General features: G+C 71.3%; 18 protein-coding genes. 10 read left to right on the forward strand and 8 right to left on the reverse strand.

What is annotated here, in order from left to right:
• Positions 1-77: 77 nt before the first annotated feature.
• The gene (locus tag MUY22_RS48370; RefSeq protein WP_247055232.1) at positions 78-1,625 is read right to left on the reverse strand and encodes an alkaline phosphatase; all 1,548 of its coding nucleotides are present in this window, start codon (positions 1,623-1,625) and stop codon (positions 78-80) included.
• 123 nt (positions 1,626-1,748) lie between these two features.
• Here MUY22_RS48370 and MUY22_RS48375 point away from each other — a divergent pair, with 123 nt between their 5' ends.
• Positions 1,749-4,106 (forward strand): penicillin acylase family protein, encoded by a 2,358-nt coding sequence (locus MUY22_RS48375; RefSeq protein ID WP_247055234.1) that lies wholly within the window; start codon positions 1,749-1,751, stop codon positions 4,104-4,106.
• A gap of 1 nt (position 4,107) precedes the next feature.
• Here the strand turns inward: MUY22_RS48375 and MUY22_RS48380 are convergent, their stop codons facing one another.
• Positions 4,108-4,467, reverse strand: coding sequence for a DUF4233 domain-containing protein (locus MUY22_RS48380; protein WP_247064493.1), 360 nt, complete (start codon positions 4,465-4,467; stop codon positions 4,108-4,110).
• 56 nt (positions 4,468-4,523) lie between these two features.
• Entirely contained in the window at positions 4,524-6,179 is a 1,656-nt protein-coding gene (locus tag MUY22_RS48385) for a folylpolyglutamate synthase/dihydrofolate synthase family protein (RefSeq protein WP_247055236.1), read from the reverse strand.
• Positions 6,180-6,252: 73 nt separating this feature from the next.
• Between MUY22_RS48385 and MUY22_RS48390 the strand changes: the two genes are divergently transcribed.
• Positions 6,253-6,882 carry a bifunctional 2-polyprenyl-6-hydroxyphenol methylase/3-demethylubiquinol 3-O-methyltransferase UbiG gene (locus tag MUY22_RS48390; protein WP_247055238.1) on the forward strand — a complete coding sequence of 210 codons (630 nt, stop codon included), beginning with the start codon at positions 6,253-6,255 and terminating at the stop codon, positions 6,880-6,882.
• An 85-nt stretch (positions 6,883-6,967) separates the two neighbouring features.
• Positions 6,968-7,843 (forward strand): SGNH/GDSL hydrolase family protein, encoded by an 876-nt coding sequence (locus MUY22_RS48395; RefSeq protein WP_247055240.1) that lies wholly within the window; start codon positions 6,968-6,970, stop codon positions 7,841-7,843.
• Positions 7,844-7,895: 52 nt separating this feature from the next.
• Here the strand turns inward: MUY22_RS48395 and MUY22_RS48400 are convergent, their stop codons facing one another.
• Both MUY22_RS48400 and MUY22_RS48405 read right to left on the reverse strand, forming a co-directional pair.
• Positions 7,896-8,699 carry an alpha/beta fold hydrolase gene (locus MUY22_RS48400; RefSeq protein ID WP_247055242.1) on the reverse strand — a complete coding sequence of 268 codons (804 nt, stop codon included), beginning with the start codon at positions 8,697-8,699 and terminating at the stop codon, positions 7,896-7,898.
• A gap of 16 nt (positions 8,700-8,715) precedes the next feature.
• Positions 8,716-9,492, reverse strand: coding sequence for an alpha/beta fold hydrolase (locus MUY22_RS48405; protein WP_247055244.1), 777 nt, complete (start codon positions 9,490-9,492; stop codon positions 8,716-8,718).
• Between the two features lie 106 nt (positions 9,493-9,598).
• Between MUY22_RS48405 and MUY22_RS48410 the strand changes: the two genes are divergently transcribed.
• Positions 9,599-10,486, forward strand: coding sequence for a LysR family transcriptional regulator (locus tag MUY22_RS48410; RefSeq protein WP_247055246.1), 888 nt, complete (start codon positions 9,599-9,601; stop codon positions 10,484-10,486).
• 42 nt (positions 10,487-10,528) lie between these two features.
• A complete protein-coding gene (locus tag MUY22_RS48415; protein WP_247055248.1) occupies positions 10,529-10,867 on the forward strand; it encodes a hypothetical protein in 339 nt (112 codons plus the stop codon).
• A gap of 497 nt (positions 10,868-11,364) precedes the next feature.
• On the opposite strand, the gene MUY22_RS48420 is transcribed toward MUY22_RS48415, so the two are convergent.
• Positions 11,365-13,989 carry a valine--tRNA ligase gene (locus tag MUY22_RS48420; RefSeq protein ID WP_247055250.1) on the reverse strand — a complete coding sequence of 875 codons (2,625 nt, stop codon included), beginning with the start codon at positions 13,987-13,989 and terminating at the stop codon, positions 11,365-11,367.
• A 56-nt stretch (positions 13,990-14,045) separates the two neighbouring features.
• Between MUY22_RS48420 and MUY22_RS48425 the strand changes: the two genes are divergently transcribed.
• From MUY22_RS48425 to MUY22_RS48445, 5 genes are all read left to right on the forward strand, one after another.
• Positions 14,046-14,366, forward strand: a complete 321-nt coding sequence (locus tag MUY22_RS48425; protein ID WP_247055252.1) for a hypothetical protein — start codon at positions 14,046-14,048, stop codon at positions 14,364-14,366.
• A 19-nt stretch (positions 14,367-14,385) separates the two neighbouring features.
• Positions 14,386-15,441 carry a hypothetical protein gene (locus MUY22_RS48430; protein ID WP_247055255.1) on the forward strand — a complete coding sequence of 352 codons (1,056 nt, stop codon included), beginning with the start codon at positions 14,386-14,388 and terminating at the stop codon, positions 15,439-15,441.
• 74 nt (positions 15,442-15,515) lie between these two features.
• Positions 15,516-15,953, forward strand: coding sequence for a MarR family winged helix-turn-helix transcriptional regulator (locus MUY22_RS48435; protein WP_247055256.1), 438 nt, complete (start codon positions 15,516-15,518; stop codon positions 15,951-15,953).
• A gap of 70 nt (positions 15,954-16,023) precedes the next feature.
• A complete protein-coding gene (locus MUY22_RS48440) occupies positions 16,024-17,334 on the forward strand; it encodes an MFS transporter (protein ID WP_247055258.1) in 1,311 nt (436 codons plus the stop codon).
• 175 nt (positions 17,335-17,509) lie between these two features.
• Positions 17,510-19,816, forward strand: coding sequence for an FdhF/YdeP family oxidoreductase (locus MUY22_RS48445; protein WP_247055260.1), 2,307 nt, complete (start codon positions 17,510-17,512; stop codon positions 19,814-19,816).
• Positions 19,817-19,843: 27 nt separating this feature from the next.
• Here MUY22_RS48445 and MUY22_RS48450 read toward each other — a convergent pair whose 3' ends face one another.
• A complete protein-coding gene (locus MUY22_RS48450; RefSeq protein WP_247055262.1) occupies positions 19,844-20,419 on the reverse strand; it encodes a hypothetical protein in 576 nt (191 codons plus the stop codon).
• 571 nt (positions 20,420-20,990) lie between these two features.
• A complete protein-coding gene (locus MUY22_RS48455) occupies positions 20,991-22,379 on the reverse strand; it encodes an LCP family protein (protein WP_247055264.1) in 1,389 nt (462 codons plus the stop codon).
• Between the last annotated feature and the right edge of the window lie 31 nt (positions 22,380-22,410).

Below are 22,410 nucleotides of genomic sequence, written 5' to 3' on the forward strand. Positions count from 1 at the left end.
ACCGGCCTGAAAGCCGTGAAGGCCTCCTTCACGGCTCTTATGGCCGGGAAGGAGGCCTTCACGGCTTTGGACTCACTTCAGCGGCCTTGTGGGTGCAGTTTCTTCGACCACAGCGACGCGCCCGTGGCGTCGCGCAGGTCCACCGTCAGGTCGCCGCTGGCGCCGTCGATGTTCAGCTCGCCGAAGTGCTGGAAGCCGTCGATCGGGGCGGTGTTCGCGACCGGCGGGGCGTGGACGAACACCGCCTCCGGGCCGAATGTCGGGTCGAGCGTGTTCGGGCCGAACGCGCCCGCGTTCAACGGCCCGGACACGAACTCCCAGAACGGGTCGAAGTCCTGGAACGCCGCGCGGTCCGGCGAATAGTGGTGTGCCGCCGTGTAGTGGACGTCCGCCGTCAGCCAGACGACGTTGCGGACGCGACGGCGCTGGATCTCGCGCAGCACCCAGGCCAGCTCCGTCTCGCGGCCGCCGGGCGCGCCGGGCAGGTTGTTCGCCACGGCCTCGATCGCGGTGCCGTCCGGGACGACCAGGCCCAGCGGCATGTCCGCCTGGACGATCTTCCACGTCGCCGTGCTGCGGCCGAGCGCGTCGGCCAGCCAGCGGGCCTGCCGGTCGCCGAGGATGTAGCCCGGCTTGGTCTGGTCGGCCGTGTTGGCGTTGCGGTAGGTCCGCATGTCCAGCACGAAGATCTCGGCGCGCGTGCCGTACCGGAAACTGCGGTAGACGCGGCCGTCGACGGCCTGGCGCGAGTCGATCGGGTGCCACTCGTGGAACGCCTGGTAGGCCCGCGGCGCGAGGACGTCGACGCGCTTCTCGGTGTAGGCCGGGTTGTCGAGGATCTTGCCCGGGTACCAGTTGTTCAAGACCTCGTGGTCGTCCCACTGCACGTACGAAGGCACCTGCGCGGCGAAGCGGCGGAAGTGCTCGTCGAGGCGGTTGTACGCGTGCTGGCCGCGGAACTCCGCCAGTGTCTCGGCGACCTTCGCCTTCTCCGCCGTGACGACGTTGCGCCAGGTGCGGCCGCCGGGCAGCGCGACGGTCTCGGTGAGCGGGCCGTCGGAGTAGACCGTGTCGCCGCTGTGCAGGAACAGGTCCGGGCGGCGGGCGGCCATCGCCGAGAAGATCGTCATGCCGCCCAGGTCCGGGTTGATGCCCCAGTTCTGGCCGACGACGTCGCCCGACCACAGGATCCGGGCGCTGCTGCGGCCGACCGGCGCCGTGGCGAACGTGCCCGTCAGCGGCTCGCTCGTGGCGCGCCCGTCCGGCGACTCCGCCGTGACGCGGTAGTGGAACTCCGTTCCCGGCGTCAGCCCGGCGACGCGCACCCGGCCGGTGCCGTCGCTGTCCGGGCCGACGGCGGGGCCCGTGATCCGGCGGGCGTGCCGGAACGACGGGTCCCGCGCGATCTCGACGACCAGGCGCGACGGGCGGTCCGCGCGCGACCAGACGACGGCGGACCCGGGCGTGACGTCGCCGGACTGGACGCCGTGGGTGAGCACGGGCCGGTCGCGGCGCACGAGCGGCGTCGCGGCGAAGGCGGTGGACGGCAGCACGAGACTGGCGGCCGCACCGGTCAGGCCGGCCTTGAACAGCGTGCGGCGGGAGTGGCAGGTCGGTTCGGTCATGCGCGGATCCAACCCCGCCCCGGCCAACGCCGGATGGCGTGCGGGTGAACGGATCCCGGGGGTTTCCCCGATGTCCGAGGCGGCTCGCCGTCGGTAACGTGGCGATCACGACAAGGGGGTCAGATGAGACCATTCAGGAAAACCCTGGCGGTGCTGACGGCGGCGCTCACCGTCACCACGCTGGGCACCGGCATCGCGGAAGCGGGACAGGACGGCGGCAAAGCCGTCCTGCGCTACACCGAACACGGCGTCCCGCACATCGTCGCGAAGGACTTCGCCGGGCTCGGTTACGGCTACGGCTTCGCGGCGGCGACCGACAACGTCTGCGAGCTCGCGAACATCTACCTGACGGTGAGCGCGCAGCGTTCGCAGTACTTCGGCCCGGACGGCGAGGGCTACCCGTCGCTGTCCGAGGCCGGGAACAACCTGCACAGCGACCTGTTCTTCCAGCAGCTCAACGACTCCCACGTCGTCGACCGGCTGGTCGCGCAGCCGGCGCCGCTGGGTCCGCGGCCCGAGGTCCGCGACATCGTCTCCGGTTACGTCAAAGGCTTCAACGCCTACCTCGCCCGCACCGGCCGCTCCGGCATCAGCGACCCGGCCTGCCGCGGCGCCGGCTGGGTCCGGCCGATCACCGAGCAGGACTTCTACCGGCACTACTACGCCATCGCCATCACCGGCGGGCAGGGCGCGATCACCGACGGCCTGTTCACCGCGCCGCCGACCACGAGCGCGACGACCGAACCCGGCACCGCGGATCAGCTCGCGACGCGCGTGCGGGAGACGCTCGGCGGGGGCGGGCTCGGCAGCAACGGCATCGCGATCGGCGCCGACAGCACCGCGGCCGGCAAGGGCAGCGTGCTGCTCGGCAACCCGCACTACCCGTGGCAGGCCGGGCGCCGGTTCTGGCAGAGCCAGCTGACCATCCCGGGCCGGTTCGACGTGGCCGGCGCGAGCCTGCTCGGCATGCCGTTCGTCCAGATCGGGCACACCGCCGACGCGGCCTGGACGCACACGGTGTCCACGCCGATCACGTTCGGCCTGTTCGAAGTCCCGCTGAAGCCGGGCGACCCGACGACCTACCTGGTCGACGGCAAGGCCGAGAAGATGACCTCGCGCGACGTCTCGGTCCAGGTGCGCCAGGCCGACGGCTCGCTGAAGCCGGTCCGCCAGACGTTCTGGTCGACGCGGTACGGGCCGGTGATCGGCGACGTCGCCGGGATCCCGGTGCCGTGGACGGCGAAGTCGGCGTACGCGGTGCGCGACGCCAACGCCACCAACCTGCGCGGCCTCAACACCTGGTTCGAGCTCGACCAGGCGCGCAGCACGGCCGACATCACCCGCGCGCTGAGCCGCACGCAGGGGGTGCCGTGGGTCAACACGATCGCCACCGACCGGGCGGGCCACGCGCTGTACTCCGACGTCCAGGTCGTCCCGCACGTCACGGACGAGCAGGCGAAGACGTGCAGCACTCCGCTGGGGCAGCAGACGTTCCCGGCCGAAGGACTGTCCATCTTGGACGGTTCGAAGTCGTCGTGCAACTGGGGTTCCGACCCCGGCGCGGTGGAACCGGGCATCTTCGCGCCGTCGCGGCTGCCGCAGCAGCAGAGCCGGGACTACGAGCTGAACACGAACGACAGCGCGTGGCTCGCGAACGCGGCCACCCCGATCACCGGCTACCCGCGGATCGCCGGCGACATCGGCACCGAACGCTCGCCGCGGACCCGGGAAGCGCTGCTGAGCGCCGAAAAGGGCGGGTTCACGACAGACTCGATGAAGCAGCTGCTCTTCGCCGACCACAGCCTGCTCGCCGACCTGACGGCGGCGGACCTGGCGAAGCTGTGCGCGTCGTTCCCCGGCGGGCAGGCGCCGTCGTCGGCCGGCCCGCAGCCGGTCGGGCCCGCGTGCACGACCCTGGCGAACTGGGACCACACGTACTCGCTCGACAGCCGCGGTTCGCTGCTGTTCCACCGGTTCACCGTCCGGCTCGGCGGCGCGGCGCGGTTCACCGTGCCGTTCGACCCGAAGGCGCCGCTGACCACGCCGAACACGCTCAACACGGCGGACGCCGGCGTGCAGAAGGCGTTCGGGGACGCGCTGGCCGACCTGCGCAAGGCGGGGCTCGCGCCGGACGCGCCGCTGCGGGACGGCCAGGCCGTCACCCGTGACGGCGAGCGGATCCCGATCCACGGCGGACCCGGCCAGCTCGGCATCCTCAACGTGATGACGCCGCTGTGGGACCCGTCGCGCGGGGTCGTCGACATCCAGCACGGATCCAGCTACATCCAGGTGGTCGGGTTCAGCGGGCACGCGTGCCCCGACTCCTCGACGTTGCTGACCTACTCGCAGTCGGCGAACCCGGAGTCGCCGTACTTCAGTGACCAGACGAAGCTCTACAGCCGGGGTCAGTGGGTGAAGGACCGCTTCTGCGAAGCCGACATCCTGCGCTCCCCCGCGCTGCGGGTCGTCGTCCTGCGGTGAGTCAGGGCTGGGGCTGCTGCTGGCTCGCGAGGGTGCCGGCCGCCATCCGGCGGGCGACGTCCTTGCGCAGCCACAGCAGCCACAGCCAGACCGCCAGGAAGATCACGCCCAGCACGGCGATCGCGGGCAGCCAGAACACCAGCGCGATCAGCACGACCTGCAGCGCGAGGAGCACCGGGACCGTCCACGGCCGCTTGACGAACCCGCAGAGGACGACGTGCAGGAGCGCGACGGCCAGCACGGTCCAGCCGGTACCGGTGCTGATCCCGCCGCCGAGCTTGTTCACCACCGGCAGCGCGAGGGCGACGGTGATGCCCTCCAGGATCAGCATCCCCGACATCACGCCGCGGAACCCCTTCATCGGGTCCTTCGGCTTCGGTGCGGTTTCCGTGGTTTCTGTGGTTTCCGGGGTCTCACTCACGCCGGCTCCTTCCCGAACAGCGTGCGCGCCTCACCCGCGGTGACGACCGAGCCGGTGACCAGCACGCCGCCGCCCGCGAGGGGCTCTTCGGGGTCGTCGCTGGTCTCCACCAGCGCGATCGCCGTCTCGGCGGCGGTCTCCAGATCGGTCTCGGCGACGACCCGGTCCTCGCCGAAGATCGAGATCGCCAGGTCGTTGAGCTCCTCCAGCGGCATCGACCGCGGCGACGAGTTGCGCGTGACGACGACGTCGGACAGCACCGGCTCCAGGGCTTCGAGAATGCCGCGGGCGTCCTTCTCGGCCATCACGCCGACGACGCCGACCAGCCGGCGGAACGCGAACTCCTCGGCCACGGTCGCGGCCAGCGCGCGGGCGCCGTGCGGGTTGTGCGCGGCGTCGAGCAGCACCGTCGGGGCCGAGCGGACGCGCTCGAGCCGGCCCGGGTTCTCGACCTCCGCGAACGCCTCGCGCACGGCCTCCATGACCAGCTGCTTGTCCTTGCCCGCCCCGAAGAACGCCTCGACGGCGGCCAGCGCGAGCGCGGCGTTCTGGGCCTGGTGGGCGCCGTGCAGCGGCAGGAAGATCTCGTCGTAGACCCCGCCGAGGCCCTGCAGCTTCAGCATCTGCCCGCCGACGGCGATCTCGCGCTCCAGCACGCCGAACTCGCTGCCGGCGCGCGCCACCGCGGCGTCCACCTCGACGGCGCGGTCCAGCAGCACCTTCTGCACCTCGGGGTCCTGCTCGGCGATCACCGCGACGGACCCGGGCTTGATGATCCCGGCCTTCTCCCGGGCCGCGCCGAGGATGTCGGGGCCGAGGTACTCGATGTGGTCGAGGCCGATCGGCGTGATGACGGCGACCTCGGCGTCCGCGACGTTCGTGGCGTCCCAGGCACCGCCCAGCCCCGCCTCGATCACGGCGGCCTCGACGGGCGCGTCGGCGAAGGCGGCGAACGCCATCCCGGTGAGGATCTCGAACTTGCTCATCGCCACGCCGTCCGCGGCGGCGCCGTCGACCATGGCTACGTACGGCGCCAGGTCGTGCCACAGCTCGGCGTAACGCGCGGCGGAGATCGGGCGGCCGTCCAGCGCGATCCGCTCGGTGACCAGCTGCAGGTGCGGGCTGGTGTAGCGACCGACGCGCAGGCCCATCCGGGTCAGCAGCGCGTCGATCATCCGGGCCGTGGAGCCCTTGCCGTTGGTCCCGGCCACGTGCAGCACCGGGTAGCCGCGGTTCGGCTCGCCCAGCAGCTGGACCAGGGCGGAGATGCGGGTCAGCGACGGCTCGATCTTCGTCTCGGGCCAGCGCTGGTTCAGCTCGGCCTCGACGGCCATCAGCTCGCGCCGCGCCTCGGGGCCGTCCGGGTGGCCGTACGCCTCGGGGACGCCCTGGTCGTCGAGCTCGTGCAGCTCGGCGTCCTCGGCGGTGATCATGTCGGGCACCGGGCCCGTGGCGAGGTTGTCACCCAGCTGGCCGACGCCGCCGATCCCGCCGCGCGAGCCGCCGCCCGCGTCGAACGCGGTGTCCCGCGCGTCCAGTTCGGGGTCGGTGTCGTCGTCGTCCTCGTACCCCTGGGCGCCCAGTTCGTCGACGCCCGCGAAGCTGTCCAGATCCGACAGGTCCGGCCTGCGACCTGTCTCATCCTGCGGCACTGAATCTCCTCCGGCCTGGGGTTTTCGGCTTGCCTTGCAAGTCTACGTGCGCCTCAGGTGGCACTCTCGACGCATGCCGTTCAACCACAACGACCACTACCACCCGCTGCTGCTGGACCAGCTGCCGCCGGGGCCGGGGATCGCGCTGGACGTCGGCTGCGGCACCGGCCGGTTCGCGCGGCGGCTGGCCGCGACCGGGATGGCGGTGGAGGCCCTCGACGTGTCGGCGGCCATGGTGGAGGCGGCGTCGGGACTCGGGTCGCCGGGCCCGGGCAAGATCGTCTACCGGCAGGCGGACATCACCACCGACGACCTGCCGGAGCAGCACTACGACTACATCTCGTGCCTCGCGTCCCTGCACCACGTGCCGTTCGCGACGGTCACCAAGCTGCGCCGCGCCCTGGTGCCGGGCGGGGTGCTCGTGGTGCTGACGCCGGCCCGGCCGAGCGGCCCGCGCGACTGGCTGCGGGAGCTGGCGGCCGTGCCGGCCAACGCGCTGGCCAGGCTGGTCGTCCACGCCGGCGAGCGGCTCAACGGCGGCGGGGACGACGGGCCGCAGGCACCCACCCTGTTCCGGTTCCCGGCGAGCGCCGAGGTGCGGCGCGACGCCGCCCGGCTGCTGCCCGGGAGCACGGTCCGGCCGCTGCTGTTCTGGCGCACGCTGATCACTTACCGTGAGCCGGAAGACGATCACCCGTTGTGACACCACGGGCGGGTGAAGTCCGCCCCCGCGCCACCCCGGTCTCGCTAGATGTGGAGGGAGTTTTCCGGACAAGAACGGGGTCTTCATGCGCAACACCCGGCTGCTCACCGCCGTCGTTTCGGCAGCCATCCTGCTCGCCACCACCGGCACCGCGGCGTCGGCGGCGCCACGGATCGGCCACTACGTCGCGCTCGGCGACTCCTACACCTCGGGGCCGTTCATCCCGGCCCAGCGGACCGACCCGCTCGGTTGCGGGAGGTCGACGGCGAACTACCCGTCGGTGCTGGCGGACGCGCTCCGCGTCGGCGACTTCGACGACGTCAGCTGCGCCGGCGCCGACACCACGAACATGACCCGGCCGCAGTCCGTGCCGTTCAACGGCACCAACCCACCCCAGCTGGGCGCCCTGCGGATCGACACCGACCTGGTCACCCTCGGCATCGGCGGCAACGACTTCGGCGTCTTCGGCGGCATCGTCGGGACGTGCCCGGGCCTGCGGAAGGCCGATCCGACCGGCAGCCCGTGCGAAGAGCACTTCACGACCAACGGCGTCAACACGGTGAAGACGGCCATCGGGAACGTCGTGCCGCGGGTCGAGGCCGTGCTCGCCGCCGTCCACGAGCGCTCGCCCGGCGCGCGGGTCCTGGTCGTCGGCTACCCGCGGATCGCGCCGCCGAGCGGCTACTGCCCGGACGTCCTGCCGTTCGCCGACGGCGACTACGCCTGGCTGAACGAGGTCGAGCAAGAGCTGAACCAGGCCCTGTCGGACGCCGTCGACGCGGACGGCAAGGCGACGTACGTGGACACGTTCGGCCCGTCCCGCGGGCACGACGCCTGCGCGCGCGGCGGCTCGGCGTGGATCAACGGCCAGGACCAGAACATCTTCGTCGCGGCGGCCTACCACCCGCTGAAGGCGGGCATGGCCGGGATCGCCGCGGTGGTGCTGAAGCAGGCTCGCTGACCAACGCCGTGAGGGGCACCCTCAGGGACTCCGTGTCCCTCACGGCTTTGGGTCAGATGGAGACCGTCGCGGCCACGAAGTCCAGGACCAGCCGGGCGAACTCGGCCGGCAGCTCGGCCGGGGCGCCGTGGCCGGCGTCGATCGTGGCGGCGCGGGCGCCGGGGATCGCCGCGACCAGCTCGCGCTGCTGCTCCGCCGTGACGATCCGGTCGTGGGCGCTGCCGAGCACCAGCGTCGGCGCGGTGATGGCGCCGAGGACCGGCCGCAGGTCGACGTGGCGGTCGGCTTCCGTCTGGCGGTCCGTGCCCGGCTGGATCATCGTCGTCAGGTCCGCGACGAGCTGGTCGTTGCCCGCCGCGGTCGCCGTGGACCAGTAGCGCGGGCCGAACGCCATCAGCGGCAGCATCCGGGCGAACGCCGCCGGGCCGTCGGCCAGCAGCTCCAGCCAGAAGCGGAACTCGGCGTCCTGGCGGACGTCGGTGACCGGCCACGCCGCGTGCAGCACGGCCGAGCGCACCCGGTCCGGGTGGGTGCCGGCCAGGTGCGCGGCCACCACGGCACCGAGCGAGTGCCCGACGACGTGCGCGGCAGCGACCCCGGCGTCGTCCAGCACCGCCAGCACCTCGGCGGCCAGGTCGGCGACGTCGATCGGCCCGTCGTGGTCGGTGGTCAGCCCCGAGCCGGAGAAGTCCGGGGCGAGCACGGTGAAGCGGTCACGGGCGAGGGCCGTCAGCGGTCCCCATTGCTCGCGGGACGCGGCCGTGCCGTGGAGCAGGAGCAACGCGGGGCCGTGGCCGTCGACGTCGTAGTGCACGGCGGCTTCCCCGCCGGCGAGGGTCACGGGGACCGTGGGCATGGCTTTCCTTCCGGGTTCAGGCGGCGACCGGGACGACCGCGCGCAGGGCCGCGGTGAACGCGCGGGGGTTCTCCTGGTGCGGGATGTGCCCGCAGCCGGCGATGACGTGCACCCGGGCGCCGGGCGTCAGCGCCGCGCACGCCCGCGGGACTTCGAGGGGGATCTCGGTGTCGAGCTCGCCGTGCAGGTAGGTGATCGGGACGGTCAGCCGCGGCAGCCGCGGCAGCGGGTCGTACCGCGTCACCTCGGTGAACATGTCGTCGAGGTAGACGCTCGAGTCGGCCAGCTGGCGCACGGTCCAGTCGACCAGCTGCGGCGAGACGCCCGGGGCGAACCAGTTCGGCACCCACTCCGCCAGGGTGCCGATGCGGTCGTCGAGCATCCGTTCGCGGAGGTCAAGGACCTTTTCCAGCATCGCCGCGGCCGGCCAGTAGGCCGGGCCGTCGACCGCGACGACCCCGCCGACGAGCTCGGGGCGGGCCAGGGCGAGCTCGGTGCCGAAGACCGCGCCGAACGACGAGCCGACGACGACGGCCTTCTCCAGGTCCAGCGCCTCGATCACCGCGGCGACGTCGGCCGTGACGCCGTCGATCGTGTTGCCCTCGGCCGGCTGGTCCGAGCGGCCGCACCCGCGCCAGTCGAGGGTGACGACGCGGTGGTCGCGCACCAGGTCGGGCAGGCACGACTGCCAGACGCGGCCGCTGGTCCCCCAGCCGTGCAGGAGGAGCAGGGCGGGGCCGCGGCCGGCGTCGTCGTAGTGGAGGCGGGTGCCGCGAACGTTCAGGGAGGGCATGTCGGTTCCTTTCGCTCGGGTTCCAGCCAACCGCCAGGACGTGCGTTTTCCGATGAGCACTCCGCTCGTACACTCATCACGAACGCTGATGAATGGGGGGGGCGCGGTGGAGCTACGGCAGGTGCGGTACTTCGTCGCGGTCGCCGAGGAGCTGCACTTCGGGCGCGCGGCCGAGCGGCTGCACATCGTCCAGCCCGCGGTGAGCCAGCAGGTCCGGCGGCTGGAGCGTGAGCTGGGAGTCGCGTTGCTGAGCCGGACGACGCGTTCGGTGTCCCTCACCGAGGCCGGGCAACGGTTCCTCCCGCACGCGCGGGCGGTACTCGCGGCCGCCGACCGCGCGGCCGACTCGGTGGCGGAGTTCCGCGTCCCGGCCACACTGGTCCGCTTGGGCACGAGCGAGGGCCTCGGCGACCGCTTGGATCTTCTCCTGAACGCGTTCGCCCGGCTCGCGCCGTCGGCCGCGTTGGAACTGGTCCACGCCCCGACGACCCAGCGCTTGCAACGCGTCCGCGACGGCTCTCTGGACGCGACGATCGTCCGCGGCTCGTGGCCGGGATCCGGGCTGGACTTCACTCCCTTGTGGACGGACGAGGTGATGGTCGCACTGCCCGCGTCACACCCGCTGGCTTCTTGCGATGTCGTTTCCTTCGCTGCGCTGGCTTCGCTCCCCGCACGCCTGAGTCCGCCTTCGCGGAACCAGCCGCTGTACGACCTGGTGCTCGCTTGCTGCCGCGAGGCGGGCTTCGAGCCGGTGCTGGGCAAGGACTTCACGACCGCGCAGGACACCTTGGGCACGCTGGGCTTCGGCCGTCCACACTGGACGGTCTTCTACCGGGCGCACGCGAACCTGCTGCCGGTGCCGGGGGTGGCGTTCCGCCCGTTGCGCGACCCGGCACCGCGGATGCCGACATACCTGGCGACACCGTCGGACCGCCGGGTCACGCCGGAACTGGTGGCACTGATCGAAGCCGCGCGGACGACCGAAGCCGGCTGAACAGCGGAGTAACAACCGAACCGCCGCGGTCGACTTCACCACATGCCGGAAACCTTTGAGATGGACCGCGTGGACCGCATCGCCGACATTCTGTACGGCGTCGCGTCCGGAGGCGGCGTGATCGAGTACGTCCCGCTCGGCAGGCGCGTCGGCGTACAGCCCCACCACCTGGGCCGCTTTCTCGAACAGGTGTCCGCTCGCGCGGCGAATCGTGACGAACCGCTTTGGAGCGCGCTGGTGGTGTCGAAGGACACCGGCTTGCCCAGCAGTGGATTCTATGTTCTCGCCCGGCGGCTGCGAGAGGAGTACGCGCAGTCCGGTGACGAGCAGGTGTGGAACGAGGAACGGCAACGGTGCTACCACGCTGCTCGGTCAGCTTGACCGTCGCACGACAAAGCCCCACATCTCGGAAACTGGGCTGAGCAGCCCCCGTTTCCAACCTACCGTGGGGGCCCGACGGTCCCGGCCTTTCCCGGCACCGCGAACGGGCGCTGTCCACAGGGGAACAGCGCCCGTTCGGGTCGGCCGGGAGGCGGCACTTTCACGTGAAAGTGCCGCCGGGCGCATCACGTGGGCGCATTTCGAGCAGACGTATGCGCTCGACGAACCGCTGCGAAGAGCACTGGCCGCGCCGGAGGACACCGGCTTGCTCGGCAGCAGGTTCCACGTTCACGCCCGGCGGGTGCGCTCGGCCGTCGCACGACAAGGGCCGTCAGTTCCGGAGACCGGCTGAGCAGCCCCCGTTTCCAACCTACCGAAGGGGTACGACAGTCCCGGCTCCTCCCGGCAACGCGAACGGGCGCTGTCCACAGGGGAACAGCGCCCGTTCGGGTCGGCCGGGAGGCGGCACTTTCACGTGAAAGTGCCGTCGAACCGTGTCAGGAAGCCGGCAACGCTGCCAGGCGCGCCGTGATGCGGTCGATGTCCGTGGCCGCCGTTTGTTTGCGGGCCTTGATCTTGTCGATCACCGGGGCCGGGGCCTTGGCGATGAACGCCTCGTTGCCCAGCTTGGCCTCCGTCTGGGTCAGCTCCTTCTGGGCCGCCGCGAGGTCCTTCTGCAGGCGCTTGCGCTCGGCCTCGACGTCGACCGTGCCCGAGAGATCCAGCTCCACCGTGACGACGCCGTCCGCCAAGGCGACCTCCAGCGACGCGCTCGCCGCGAAGTCGTCCGACGGCTCGGTCAGGCGCACCAGTGACCGGACCGCCTCCTCGTGGCCGCCCGCGTAGCCGCCCAGGCGGGACGCGACCTTCTGGCCCGGCTTGAGGCCCTGGTCCGCCCGGAAGCGGCGGATCTCCGTGACCAGCTTCTGGACGTCGGCGATGTGCGCGTCGGCGACCGGGTCCGCGTAGCCCGCGAACGCGACCGGCCACGAGGCGACCACCAGGGACTCGCCGCCCGTCAGCGCCTTCCACAGCTTCTCGGTGATGAACGGGATGAACGGGTGCAGCAGGCGCAGCACCGTGTCCAGCACGTGCCCGAGCACCGCGCGAGTGGCGGAGACGCGCGAGGAATCCCCTTGGTACAGCTGGACCTTCGCCAGCTCCAGGTACCAGTCGCACAGCTCGTTCCAGGTGAACTGGTAGAGCGCTCCCGCCACCTTGGCGAACTGGAAGTCCTCGAACAGGCCGTCCACTTCGGACACCAGTGCGCCCAGGCGGCCGAGGATCCAGCGGTCCGACTCCGTCAAGTCAGCGGCAGCGGGCAGCGGCGCGGCGACCGACGCACCGTTCATCATCGCGAACTTGGTGGCGTTCCACAGCTTCGTGCAGAAGTTGCGGGAACCCGCGGCCCACTCGTCGGCCAGCGCCATGTCCGCGCCCGGGTTGGCGCCGCGGGCCAGGGTGAACCTCGTGGCGTCGGCGCCGTAGGCGTCCATCCACTCCAGCGGGTCGATCACGTTGCCGCGCGACTTGGACATCTTCTTGCCCTGCGCGTCACGGATCAGGCCGTGGAGGTAGATGTGGTCGAACGGCGGGCGGCCGTCCATCTGGTGCACGCCGAACATCATCATCCGGACGACCCAGAAGAACAGGATGTCGTAGCCGGTCGACAGGACGCTGGTCGGGTAGAACTTGGCCAGGTCATCGGACGACGACGAGGGCCAGCCCAGCGTCGACATCGGCCACAGGCCCGAGGAGAACCAGGTGTCCAGGACGTCCGGGTCCTGCGTCCAGCCCTCGCCCGCCGGCGGCTGCTCGTCCGGGCCGACGCACACCACTTCGCCGTCCGGGCCGTAGAAGACCGGGATCCGGTGGCCCCACCACAGCTGGCGCGAGATCGTCCAGTCGTGCATGTTGTCGACCCAGTCGAAGTACCGCTTGCCCAGCTCCGGCGGGTGGATCTTGGTGCGGCCGTCGCGGACCGCGTCGCCGGCCAGCTTGGCCAGCTCCTCGACCTTGACCCACCACTGCAGCGACAGCCGCGGCTCGACGACCGTGTCGCAGCGCGAGCAGTGCCCGACGGCGTGCACGTACGGCCGCTTCTCGGCGACGATCCGGCCGAGCTCGCGCAGCGCCGCGACCACCGCGGGTCGCGCCTCGAACCGGTCGAGGCCCTCGAACGGGCCCTTCACGGTGATCTCGGCGCGCTCGTTCATCACCGTGAGCATCGGCAGGTCGTGCCGGCGGCCGATCTCGAAGTCGTTCGGGTCGTGCGCCGGGGTCACCTTGACCGCGCCGGTGCCGAACTCGGGGTCGACGTGCTTGTCGGCCACGATCGGGATGCGGCGGCCGGTGAGCGGCAGCTCGACGGTCGTGCCGACCAGGTGCGCGTAGCGCTCGTCGTCCGGGTGGACGGCGACCGCGGTGTCGCCCAGCATCGTCTCGGCGCGGGTGGTGGCCACCACGATCGCGTCTTCGCCGTCGCCGTAGCGGATCGACACGAGCTCGCCGTCGTCGTCGTTGTGGTCGACCTCGATGTCCGACAGCGCGGTCTGGCAGCGCGGGCACCAGTTGATGATCCGCTCGGCGCGGTAGATCAGGCCTTCGTCGAAGAAGTTCTTGAACACGGTCTGGACGGCCTTCGACAGGTTCTCGTCCATCGTGAAGCGCTCGCGCGACCAGTCGACGCCGTCGCCGAGGCGCTTCATCTGGCCGAGGATCCGGCCGCCATACTCGGCCTTCCACTCCCAGACGCGCTCGACGAACTTCTCGCGGCCCAGGTCGTGGCGCGAAAGCCCCTCACCGGCGAGCTGGCGCTCGACGACGTTCTGCGTCGCGATGCCGGCGTGGTCCATGCCCGGCAGCCACAGCACCTCGTAGCCCTGCATGCGACGGCGGCGGCTCATCGCGTCCATCAGGGTGTGGTTGAGCGCGTGGCCCATGTGCAGGGAACCGGTCACGTTCGGCGGCGGCAGTACGATCGAGAACGGCGGCTTCTCCGACGAGGCGTCGGCCGTGAAGTACCCGGCCGCTACCCAGCGGTCGTACATCGGTGCTTCCTCGGCGGCCGGGTCCCAGGCACCCGGAAGGTCGGTGGTCTGCTGCGGAGCGTTCTCGGTCACAATGGACAAGTCTACGAACCCGTCACGGCGGGTCACCCAGGGGGAAGGCACTCGGGATGGCACAGCCTCAGCAACCGCAGGATCCGGACGACCGGCGCCTCGAGACGCACCCGGACCTGATGAACCCCGACTGGCAGAAGTACGCCGAGCGGGACGCCTGGCTGGGCGCCAAGAAGGACCTGAGGAAACGCCGCAAGCGCGACCGCCGGACCGGCGGCACCCAGCGGCCCGGCAGCAGCCGGTGGCCGGGGCTGCTCGCCCTGCTGCTGGTCGTCGCGCTGGTCGCGGCGGCCGTCGTCGTGCACCAGGTCCAGGGCGTCGGCGTCAACGAGGACCCGTTCCTGTTCTTCGGCGCCTCGCTGCACACTTCCGCGTAACGAACCCGTGCTTCCGTCGATGATCAGTCATCGACTGTGGGGGAAGCACGTGGACGAGGACAACCTGCTCGAAACGCACCCGGACCTGATGGACCCGGAGTGGCGCAAGCACGCCCAGACGGACGCCTGGCTGGGGGCGAAGAGCGACCGGAAGAAGTTCCGCAAGCAGCAGAAGCGCGCCCGGCGGAACGCGCCGTCGCCGGGCCGGGGACGCCGGTGGGGCCTGGTCGCGTTCGTGCTGATCCTGGCCGTGACGACGGCCGTGGTCGTCGCCCTCGGCCGGCGCACACCCACCAGCGAAGCGGGCACCCCGGACACGCCGGTGCCGACGACGGTCAACCCGACCTCGGTCGCCCAGTACGCGCCGGTGGACCTGAAGCACGCGTACGCGCGGACCCCGGCGGACGCCTGGCGCAAGGGCATCGACGGGATCACCGTGCCCGCGCCGGCCGCGATGGGGTCGTTCACCGCCCCGCAGGTCGGCGACGCCTACGCGAAGGTGAAGCAGGCGATCACGGCGTCCCGGCTCGACCCCGCTGTGCTCGACCGGCACGACACCGCGGCCTACCTGGCGTTGTTCGCGAAGGACGCCCAGGGCGCCATCGCGAAGGACCTGGGGACCAAGCCGGACTTCTCGGCCTACGTCACCGAGCTGGCCGACGGCTACCACCTGCTCGACCAGGGCCCGCGCACGTTCGGCTCGATGACCGCGAAGGCCGGCGCGAAGCCGGGTGAGCTGGTGGTCGACGTCAAGTACGTCACCTCCTACGCCTTCGACAACGTCCACCCGGACGGGCTGCAGGGCCCGTGGGAGATCGTGAGTTTCGTGCGGTCGGACGAGAGCTACGTCGTCCGCCAGGGCAAGAACTTCGCGGCGGGCAGCCGCGGCCTGTGGCCCGGCGACGGCGGCGGGAGCTTCTACGACTCGATCGGCTGCGAGGCGCTCAAGCAGGGTTATCTCGCGCCCGCTTACGCCAACCCGGACCAGCCCGGGCTGCCCGGCGACGACCAGGACGTGCCGGGCGCCTACGACCCGAGCCTCCCCATGCCCGACGTCCACGGCTGCAAGGACTGACCCTCCCGCACTCCCGCCGAGGAGTGCGTCACAGCCAGATGCACAGGCTGAACTGTGCAGTCTAAGCTGTGAGTATGGGTGAAGTACCACCGCACGTCGCCGAGAACGCCGGCTGGATCCGCGGGGTCGTCGGGCAGCTGCACCGCCGGCTGCGCCAGGTCGACAACGCCGGGATCCTGACGCCGTCGCAGTCCGCCGTGCTCAACCGGCTCTACCGCAGGGGCCCCGCCACACAGGGCGAACTGGCCGCCGCCGAGCACGTGCGGCAGCAGTCGATGGCCGCCACCCTCGGCGTCCTCGACGAGCTGGGCTACCTCGCCCGCACCCCCGACCCGGCCGACCGGCGCCGCGTGGTGATCAGCCTGTCCGACGCCGGCACCGACACCGTGCGCGGTGTCTTCCAGCACCGCGAGGAATGGCTCGCCCAGGCGCTGGTGGACGAGCTGTCCCCCGCCGAGCTCGAAACCGTCGTGCGCGCCCTGCCGCTGCTGCAGCGCGTCGCCCAGCACTGACCCCGAAGGAGTCCTCACGACCACCCTCACCGCTCCCGCCAAGTTCGGCGCCCGCCTGGTCACCCCGCTGGTGGCCGGGGCGGTGCTCAACCCGATCAACTCCACGCTCATCGCCGTCGCGCTCGTGCCGATCGGGCGGAGCTTCGGCGCCGGCCCCGGCCAGACGGCCTGGCTGATCTCCGCGCTCTACCTGGCCACCGCGGTCGGGCAGCCGGTGGTCGGGCTGCTGGTGGACCGCTACGGCGCCCGCCGGGTGCTGCTCGGCGGGGCTGTGCTGGTGATCGTCGCCGGGATCGCCGGGATGATCCCGCTCTCGGTCGGCTGGCTGACCGGCGTGCGCGTGGTCCTGGGCCTGGGCACCTGCGCCGGCTTCCCGGCCGCGATGGCCGTGTTGCGCCACCACGCCGAAGCGAGCGGCCAGGGCGTGCCCGCGCGGGTGCTGTCGCTGCTGTCGATGTCCGCGCAGACGGTGATGGTCATCGGCCCGACGCTGGGCGGGCTGCTCATCGGCCTGTTCGGCTGGCCCGCGATCTTCGCCGTGAACATCCCGCTCGCCGGGTTGTCACTGGTCCTGGCGCTGCTGTGGGTGCCGAAGGACGACCGCGGGGCGCGCACAGCGGCGCCGATCGACGTCCTGGGCATCGCACTGTTCTCCGCGACGCTGCTGGCGTTGCTACTCTTCCTGATGAACCCCGGCGCGGACCTGTGGCTGCTCGCGGTCGTCGCCGCCTTCGCGATCGCGTTCACGCTGGTCGAGCTGCACCGCGCCACCCCGTTCCTGGACCTGCGGATGCTCGCGGCCAACGACGCGATCCTGCGCACCTACCTGCGGCAGGCGCTCAGCTTCATGGCGATCTACGCGATCATGTTCGGCTACGTCCAGTGGCTCGAAACCGCGCGGCACCTCAGCGCGGAGGCCGCCGGGCTGATGCTGCTGCCGATGTCGGGCACGGCGGTGTGCGCCGCCGCGTTCTCCGGCCGCGGCACCGGCATCAAGGCCCGGCTGGTCACGGTCGCCGTGGCGCTGCTCGGCGGCTCGGCGCTGCTGCTGGCCGTCCACGACGGCACGTGGATCGGCGCGCTGCTGGCCCTGGCCGCGCTGTTCGGCCTGGCGCAGGGCCTGACCAGCGTCGCGAACCAGACGACGCTCTACCAGGAGGCCCCGGCCGAGCAGATGGGCACGGCGAGCGGCCTGTTCCGCACGGCCCAGTACCTGGGCGCGATCGTGGCCTCGACGCTCATCGCGCTTTGTTATGGCCCGCACGCCGATTCGGCCGGCCTGCACCGGCTGGCCATCGCGCTGCTCGTCATCAGCGCGGCCCTGCTCGTCGTCACCGTCGCCGACCGCGGACTGCGCGCCGCCAAAGTAAAATCCGCGTGAGGCAATGCATCTTTCCTAGGGAAAGTGACGTCTCAAGGGGGCGCCGACGCATCTTTCCTAGGGAAAGTGACGTCTCAAGGAGGCGCCGACGCATCTTTCTCGGCGAAAGTGGCGTGCCGGGGGTGTGACCAACCCCCTGCTCGCGTGAACGGTCATCGGGGCGCACCATGAACACATGACCCGTGAGGCGCCGGCACAGGACGTGAACGAAGCCCAGCTCGAAGTGCACAAGCCGAAGGGCTGGGCGGCCGGCATACCCGGCGTGGCCGTGTCGCTCCTGCGCAGCGTCGAGCAGATGGGCACCGGCCGGACGGTCAAGGCGCTGCGGCTGCTGAACCAGCGCCAGGGCTTCGACTGCCCGGGCTGCGCGTGGCCGGAGCCCCGCGAGGTCGACGGGGAGCACCGCAAGCTGGCCGAGTTCTGTGAGAACGGGGCGAAGGCCGTCGCCGAGGAGGCGACGAAACGGCGGGTCGGCCGGGAGTTCTTCGCCGCGCACCCGATCGCCGAACTGCGCGGGAAGACCGACTACTGGCTGGGCCAGCAGGGCCGGATCACCGAACCCTTCGTGCTGCGCGAAGGCGCGTCGCACTACGAACCGATCTCCTGGGACGACGCCTTCGAGCTGGTCGCGGGCGAGCTGAAGGCCCTGACCGACCCGAACGAGGCGTTCTTCTACACCTCGGGCCGGACCAGCAACGAAGCCGCGTTCCTCTACCAGCTGATGGTGCGCTCGTTCGGCACCAACAACCTGCCGGACTGCTCGAACATGTGCCACGAGTCCTCGGGCGCGGCGCTGCAGGCGACCACCGGCATCGGCAAGGGCTCGGTGAGCCTGGCCGACATCCACAAGGCCGACCTGATCGTCGTCGTCGGGCAGAACCCGGGCACCAACCACCCGCGGATGCTCTCGGCGCTGGAGGAGGCCAAGGGCAACGGCGCGAAGATCATCGCGGTCAACCCGCTGCCCGAAGCCGGGCTGATGCGGTTCAAGAACCCGCAGAACGTCCGCGGCGTCGTCGGCAAGGGCACGCCGCTGGCCGACGAGTTCGCCCAGATCCGCCTCGGTGGCGACCTGGCGCTGTTCCAGGCCGTCGGGCACCTGCTGCTGACCTGGGACGAGCAGGCGCCGGGCACGATCGTCGACTGGGAGTTCGTCCAGCACTCGACCGAGTACTTCGACGACTACGCCAAGCACCTGCACCGCATCGACTGGCCCGAGGTCGAGCGGGCCACCGGCCTGCCGCGGGAGCAGATCGAGCGCGTCGCGCGGATGATCGCGTCCTCGGAGCGGACGATCTACTGCTGGGCGATGGGCCTGACGCAGCACAAGCACGCCGTCCCGACGATCTCGGAGATCGCGAACCTGGCGCTGATGCGCGGGATGATCGGCAAGCCGGGCGCGGGCCTGTGCCCGGTGCGCGGGCACTCGAACGTCCAGGGCGACCGGACGATGGGCATCTGGGAGAAGATGCCGCAGTCCTTCATGGACGCCCTCGCCGGCGAGTTCGGCATCGACGTCCCGCGCGAGCACGGCCTCGACACCGTCGACTCGATCCACGCGATGCGCGACGGCCGCGGCAAGGTCTTCTTCGCCGTGGGCGGCAACTTCGCCTCGGCGACGCCGGACACGGAGGCGACCGAGAAGGCGCTCCGGTCGTGCTCGCTGACCGTGCACGTCTCGACGAAGCTGAACCGCTCGCACGTCGTCCACGGCCGCACGGCATTGGTGCTGCCGACGCTCGGCCGCACCGAGCGCGACGTCCAGGCCGCGGGCGAGCAGTTCGTCACGGTCGAGGACTCGATGTCGCAGGTGCACGCCTCCCACGGGCGGCTGAAGCCGGCGAGCGAGCACCTGCTGTCCGAGGTCGCGATCGTCTGCCGGCTGGCGGAGAAGCTGCTCGGCGCCGGGCACGCGGTGCCGTGGCGGACGTTCGAGGGTGACTACGACCTGATCCGCGACCGGATCGCGCGGGTCGTGACCGGCTGCGACGACTACAACCGCCGGGTCCGCGAGCCGGACGGGTTCGTGCTGCCGAACGCGCCGCGCGACTCCCGCGAGTTCAGCGGCACGGCCAACGGCAAGGCCAACTTCACGGTGTCCGGACTGGAGTACCCGAAGGTGCCCGAAGGGCGGCTGCTGCTGCAGACGATGCGCAGCCACGACCAGTACAACACCACGATCTACGGCCTGTCCGACCGCTACCGCGGCATCGAGAACGCCCGCCGCGTCGTGCTCGTCAACCCGGACGACCTGGCCGCACTGGGGCTGGCGGACGCCGCGATGGTCGACCTCGTGTCGGAATGGCACGACGGCGACCGCCGCGCCCCGGCGTTCCGGGTGGTGTCCTACCCGACGGCCCGCGGCTGCGCGGCGGCGTACTTCCCCGAGGCGAACGCGCTCGTGCCGCTCGGCTCGGTGGCCGACAAGTCGAACACGCCGGTGTCCAAGGCGATCGTGGTGCGGCTGGAGCCGCAGCCCTGACTGAGCCTTGGTCGTCGGCGTTGGTCGTCAGCCTTGGTAGTCCCGGCGCAGGGTGCCGGTCATGTCGGTGACCATGGCCTGGACGTTGTCGAGCGTGGCCGGCGGGATCAGCGCGGCCTCGGTCCCGCCGTCGGCGATGGCCAGGCCGAGCACGACGTTGCCGGTGCGCACGGCCGCCCACTGCTCGGAGAACCCGGCCTCGTCGCCGACGCCGGTGGCGAGCCGCACGCCCGAGTGGTCGCCGAGCGCGTCGGTCATCAGCTGGGTGGCCTTGGCGGACGCTTCGGCGGCGTCGGACGCGGTGAACCGCACGACGGCGATCGTCACGATCCGGTAGTCCTGCAGGTTCGGCTTCCCGCCGCCGAGATCACGGGCGAACAGGCGCTTGCAGCTGGTCAGCTCGTTGCCGGCGCTGGAACGGTCCTCGGGCACGACCCTGGTGTCGACCGTCTTGATCGAGCCGGCCGGGATCTCGACGGTCCCGGGCGCGAGCTGCTTGAGGGTGTCCGGCCCGGGCAGCTTGCAGGCGTCCACGGCATCGGGGTAGTGCACCGTCCCGGACATCGACTGGCAGCCGGCGAGCAGAACGGCTGAAGCGATCATCGGAAGTGTCCACCACCATTGGCGGACGGAGCTTCTGCGCATTCGGTTTTCCTGAGGCGAAACGGTGGAAATCGGTTTTCCTGATGATCGCCGATCCGGTGATCAGTCGCGGTGGAGCGGCGCCGAAACCGTTCGGCACCCGGGGTTTCACGGTTCGATGAACCCTGCCTCACCAGGACAGCAGCGTCAAGGACCACCATCGCCAGTGGTCCGCTGTGGTCCGGTCCCCGCCAGGAGAAAACGACTTCGACGCGTTTCGGGAAAATGACCAGCGCGGCTCAGTATTTCGGTCAATCCCGCGCGGCCCAGAACCGGAACACCCGTTGGACGTCGGCGTGCCACGGCTTGCCGGTGCCACGCCAGCCGGCTCCCGGTTCGCCGGTCCGCGCGTTGACCACCAGCGCGGTCAACGGCGGCCGATCGCGTGGCCCAGCTCCTTGCAGGTGACGATCGACCGCCGCAACGCCGCCATGATCAAGGCCGCCCGCGCTTGCAGGACCAGGGTGTCCCGGTTCTCTTTGCCCATGGCCCGGGAGTCGCGATCGGGACTGTCCGCGTTTCACAGCGCGGCTCAGTCCACGCAGACGACGCCGCCCGAGGTGATCGGTTCGTCGCCGCCCGGTGCGCCGCCGCCGCCCGCTATTCCGGGGCCCGAATACACCGTTCCCAGCACCACTTCGATGTGGCCCGCCGGGACCGAGGACGCCTGCTGGGTCGTCAAGCCGCCCAGGAGCTTCGCGACCTCCGCGCCGCGGTCCGCGAGGTCCGGGCCGAAACGGACCAACGACGTCCGGCGCGAGGCCGTGTTGCCCGCCGTTCCCGGCGCGAATCCCTTGTCCCGCAGAAGATCCCCGACTCGTGCGGCCAGGCCCGAGCGTCCGCTCGCGTTGGCCACGTCGACGATCAGCGCGGGGGCGGCCGGGGCCGCGGCGCCGATCAGCCCCGCCACGAACGCCTTGACCTGAGCCGGATCCACCTGCACCGCGGTGGCGCGCGGGTTGGCCGGGTCGTACCGGTAGTCCACGTTGACCGTCGGGATCGTCGCGAACTGGATGCCCCCGCCGGAAACCCCGCGCATCTGCGCCACGAAGTCGAGCAGGTTCCAGGACCCGTCGAGGACCACCGAGCGCTTCACCGCGTCGATGAGGTCCGACAGCTTGCCCGGGTCGCTCAGCGTCCCCGACGACAGGACCTGCTTCGCCAGCCCCGCCAGGAAGACCTGCTGCCGCCGGGCGCGTCCGAGGTCGCCGCCCTTGACGTTGTCGCGCTGGCGCACGAAGGCCAGCGCGTCCGCGCCCGCGATCCGCTGGGGACCCGCCTTGAAGTCGGCGCCGGAGTTGCGGTCCTTCGTGTCCGTCTTCAGGCAGACGTCGACGCCGCCGACGGCCTTGCTGATCTCGTAGAAGCTCAGCAGGTTGACCTCGGCGAAGTGGTCGATCGTGACGCCGGTGAGGTCCTCGACCGCCTGCCGCGTCGCGCGGCGGCCCGCGGTGAGCGCCTCCTGGTCGATCTTCTTCTTGTCCGTCTCCCCCGCCTCCCGGCGGTTCCGCGCCTCCCCGGCCTTGGCGCGCCCGAACGCGGCGTTGATCTTCCCCTTGCCGCCCGGCATCGAGACGTAGCTGTCCCGCGGGATCGAGAACGCCTTGACCTCCTGGGTGCCGTTCGGGATCCGCAGCACGATGAGGGTGTCGGTCAGGTCGTCGCCGTTCGGGCCCACGCGCAGTTCGCGCAGCAGGTCCGCCGGCATCGGGTTGCCCTGCTGGTCGTCACGCGAGTCGCGGCCGACCAGCAGGATGTCGAGCGAGCCGTCGGCCGGCTGCTCGCCCGGTTTCGCCGCGGCGCCGATCACGTCGTCGCGGGTGACCTCGTCGAGCGAACGCAGGTTCGCGTAGCCGTAAGCCGTGCCGCAGAAGACGACCACGGCGACCCCGGCGACGACGACCTTCCCCAGTGCATGCACGCCCTCCTGACGCCGTCGCCGCCCGATCTGC

The organism is Amycolatopsis sp. WQ 127309 (assembly GCF_023023025.1).
Lineage (GTDB): Bacteria > Actinomycetota > Actinomycetes > Mycobacteriales > Pseudonocardiaceae > Amycolatopsis.

What these genes read in the sequence shown, in the direction of transcription:
- MUY22_RS48390 (WP_247055238.1), top strand. Translation starts at nt 6,253, where the DNA reads ATGCCGTTCAACCACAACGACCACTACCACCCGCTGCTGCTGGACCAG.
- MUY22_RS48415 (WP_247055248.1), top strand. Translation starts at nt 10,529, where the DNA reads ATGCCGGAAACCTTTGAGATGGACCGCGTGGACCGCATCGCCGACATT.
- MUY22_RS48395 (WP_247055240.1), top strand. Translation starts at nt 6,968, where the DNA reads ATGCGCAACACCCGGCTGCTCACCGCCGTCGTTTCGGCAGCCATCCTG.
- MUY22_RS48430 (WP_247055255.1), top strand. Translation starts at nt 14,386, where the DNA reads ATGATCAGTCATCGACTGTGGGGGAAGCACGTGGACGAGGACAACCTG.
- MUY22_RS48435 (WP_247055256.1), top strand. Translation starts at nt 15,516, where the DNA reads ATGGGTGAAGTACCACCGCACGTCGCCGAGAACGCCGGCTGGATCCGC.
- MUY22_RS48375 (WP_247055234.1), top strand. Translation starts at nt 1,749, where the DNA reads ATGAGACCATTCAGGAAAACCCTGGCGGTGCTGACGGCGGCGCTCACC.
- MUY22_RS48445 (WP_247055260.1), top strand. Translation starts at nt 17,510, where the DNA reads ATGACCCGTGAGGCGCCGGCACAGGACGTGAACGAAGCCCAGCTCGAA.
- MUY22_RS48380 (WP_247064493.1), bottom strand. Translation starts at nt 4,467, where the DNA reads ATGAAGGGGTTCCGCGGCGTGATGTCGGGGATGCTGATCCTGGAGGGC.
- MUY22_RS48400 (WP_247055242.1), bottom strand. Translation starts at nt 8,699, where the DNA reads ATGCCCACGGTCCCCGTGACCCTCGCCGGCGGGGAAGCCGCCGTGCAC.
- MUY22_RS48450 (WP_247055262.1), bottom strand. Translation starts at nt 20,419, where the DNA reads ATGATCGCTTCAGCCGTTCTGCTCGCCGGCTGCCAGTCGATGTCCGGG.
- MUY22_RS48425 (WP_247055252.1), top strand. Translation starts at nt 14,046, where the DNA reads ATGGCACAGCCTCAGCAACCGCAGGATCCGGACGACCGGCGCCTCGAG.
- MUY22_RS48370 (WP_247055232.1), bottom strand. Translation starts at nt 1,625, where the DNA reads ATGACCGAACCGACCTGCCACTCCCGCCGCACGCTGTTCAAGGCCGGC.
- MUY22_RS48405 (WP_247055244.1), bottom strand. Translation starts at nt 9,492, where the DNA reads ATGCCCTCCCTGAACGTTCGCGGCACCCGCCTCCACTACGACGACGCC.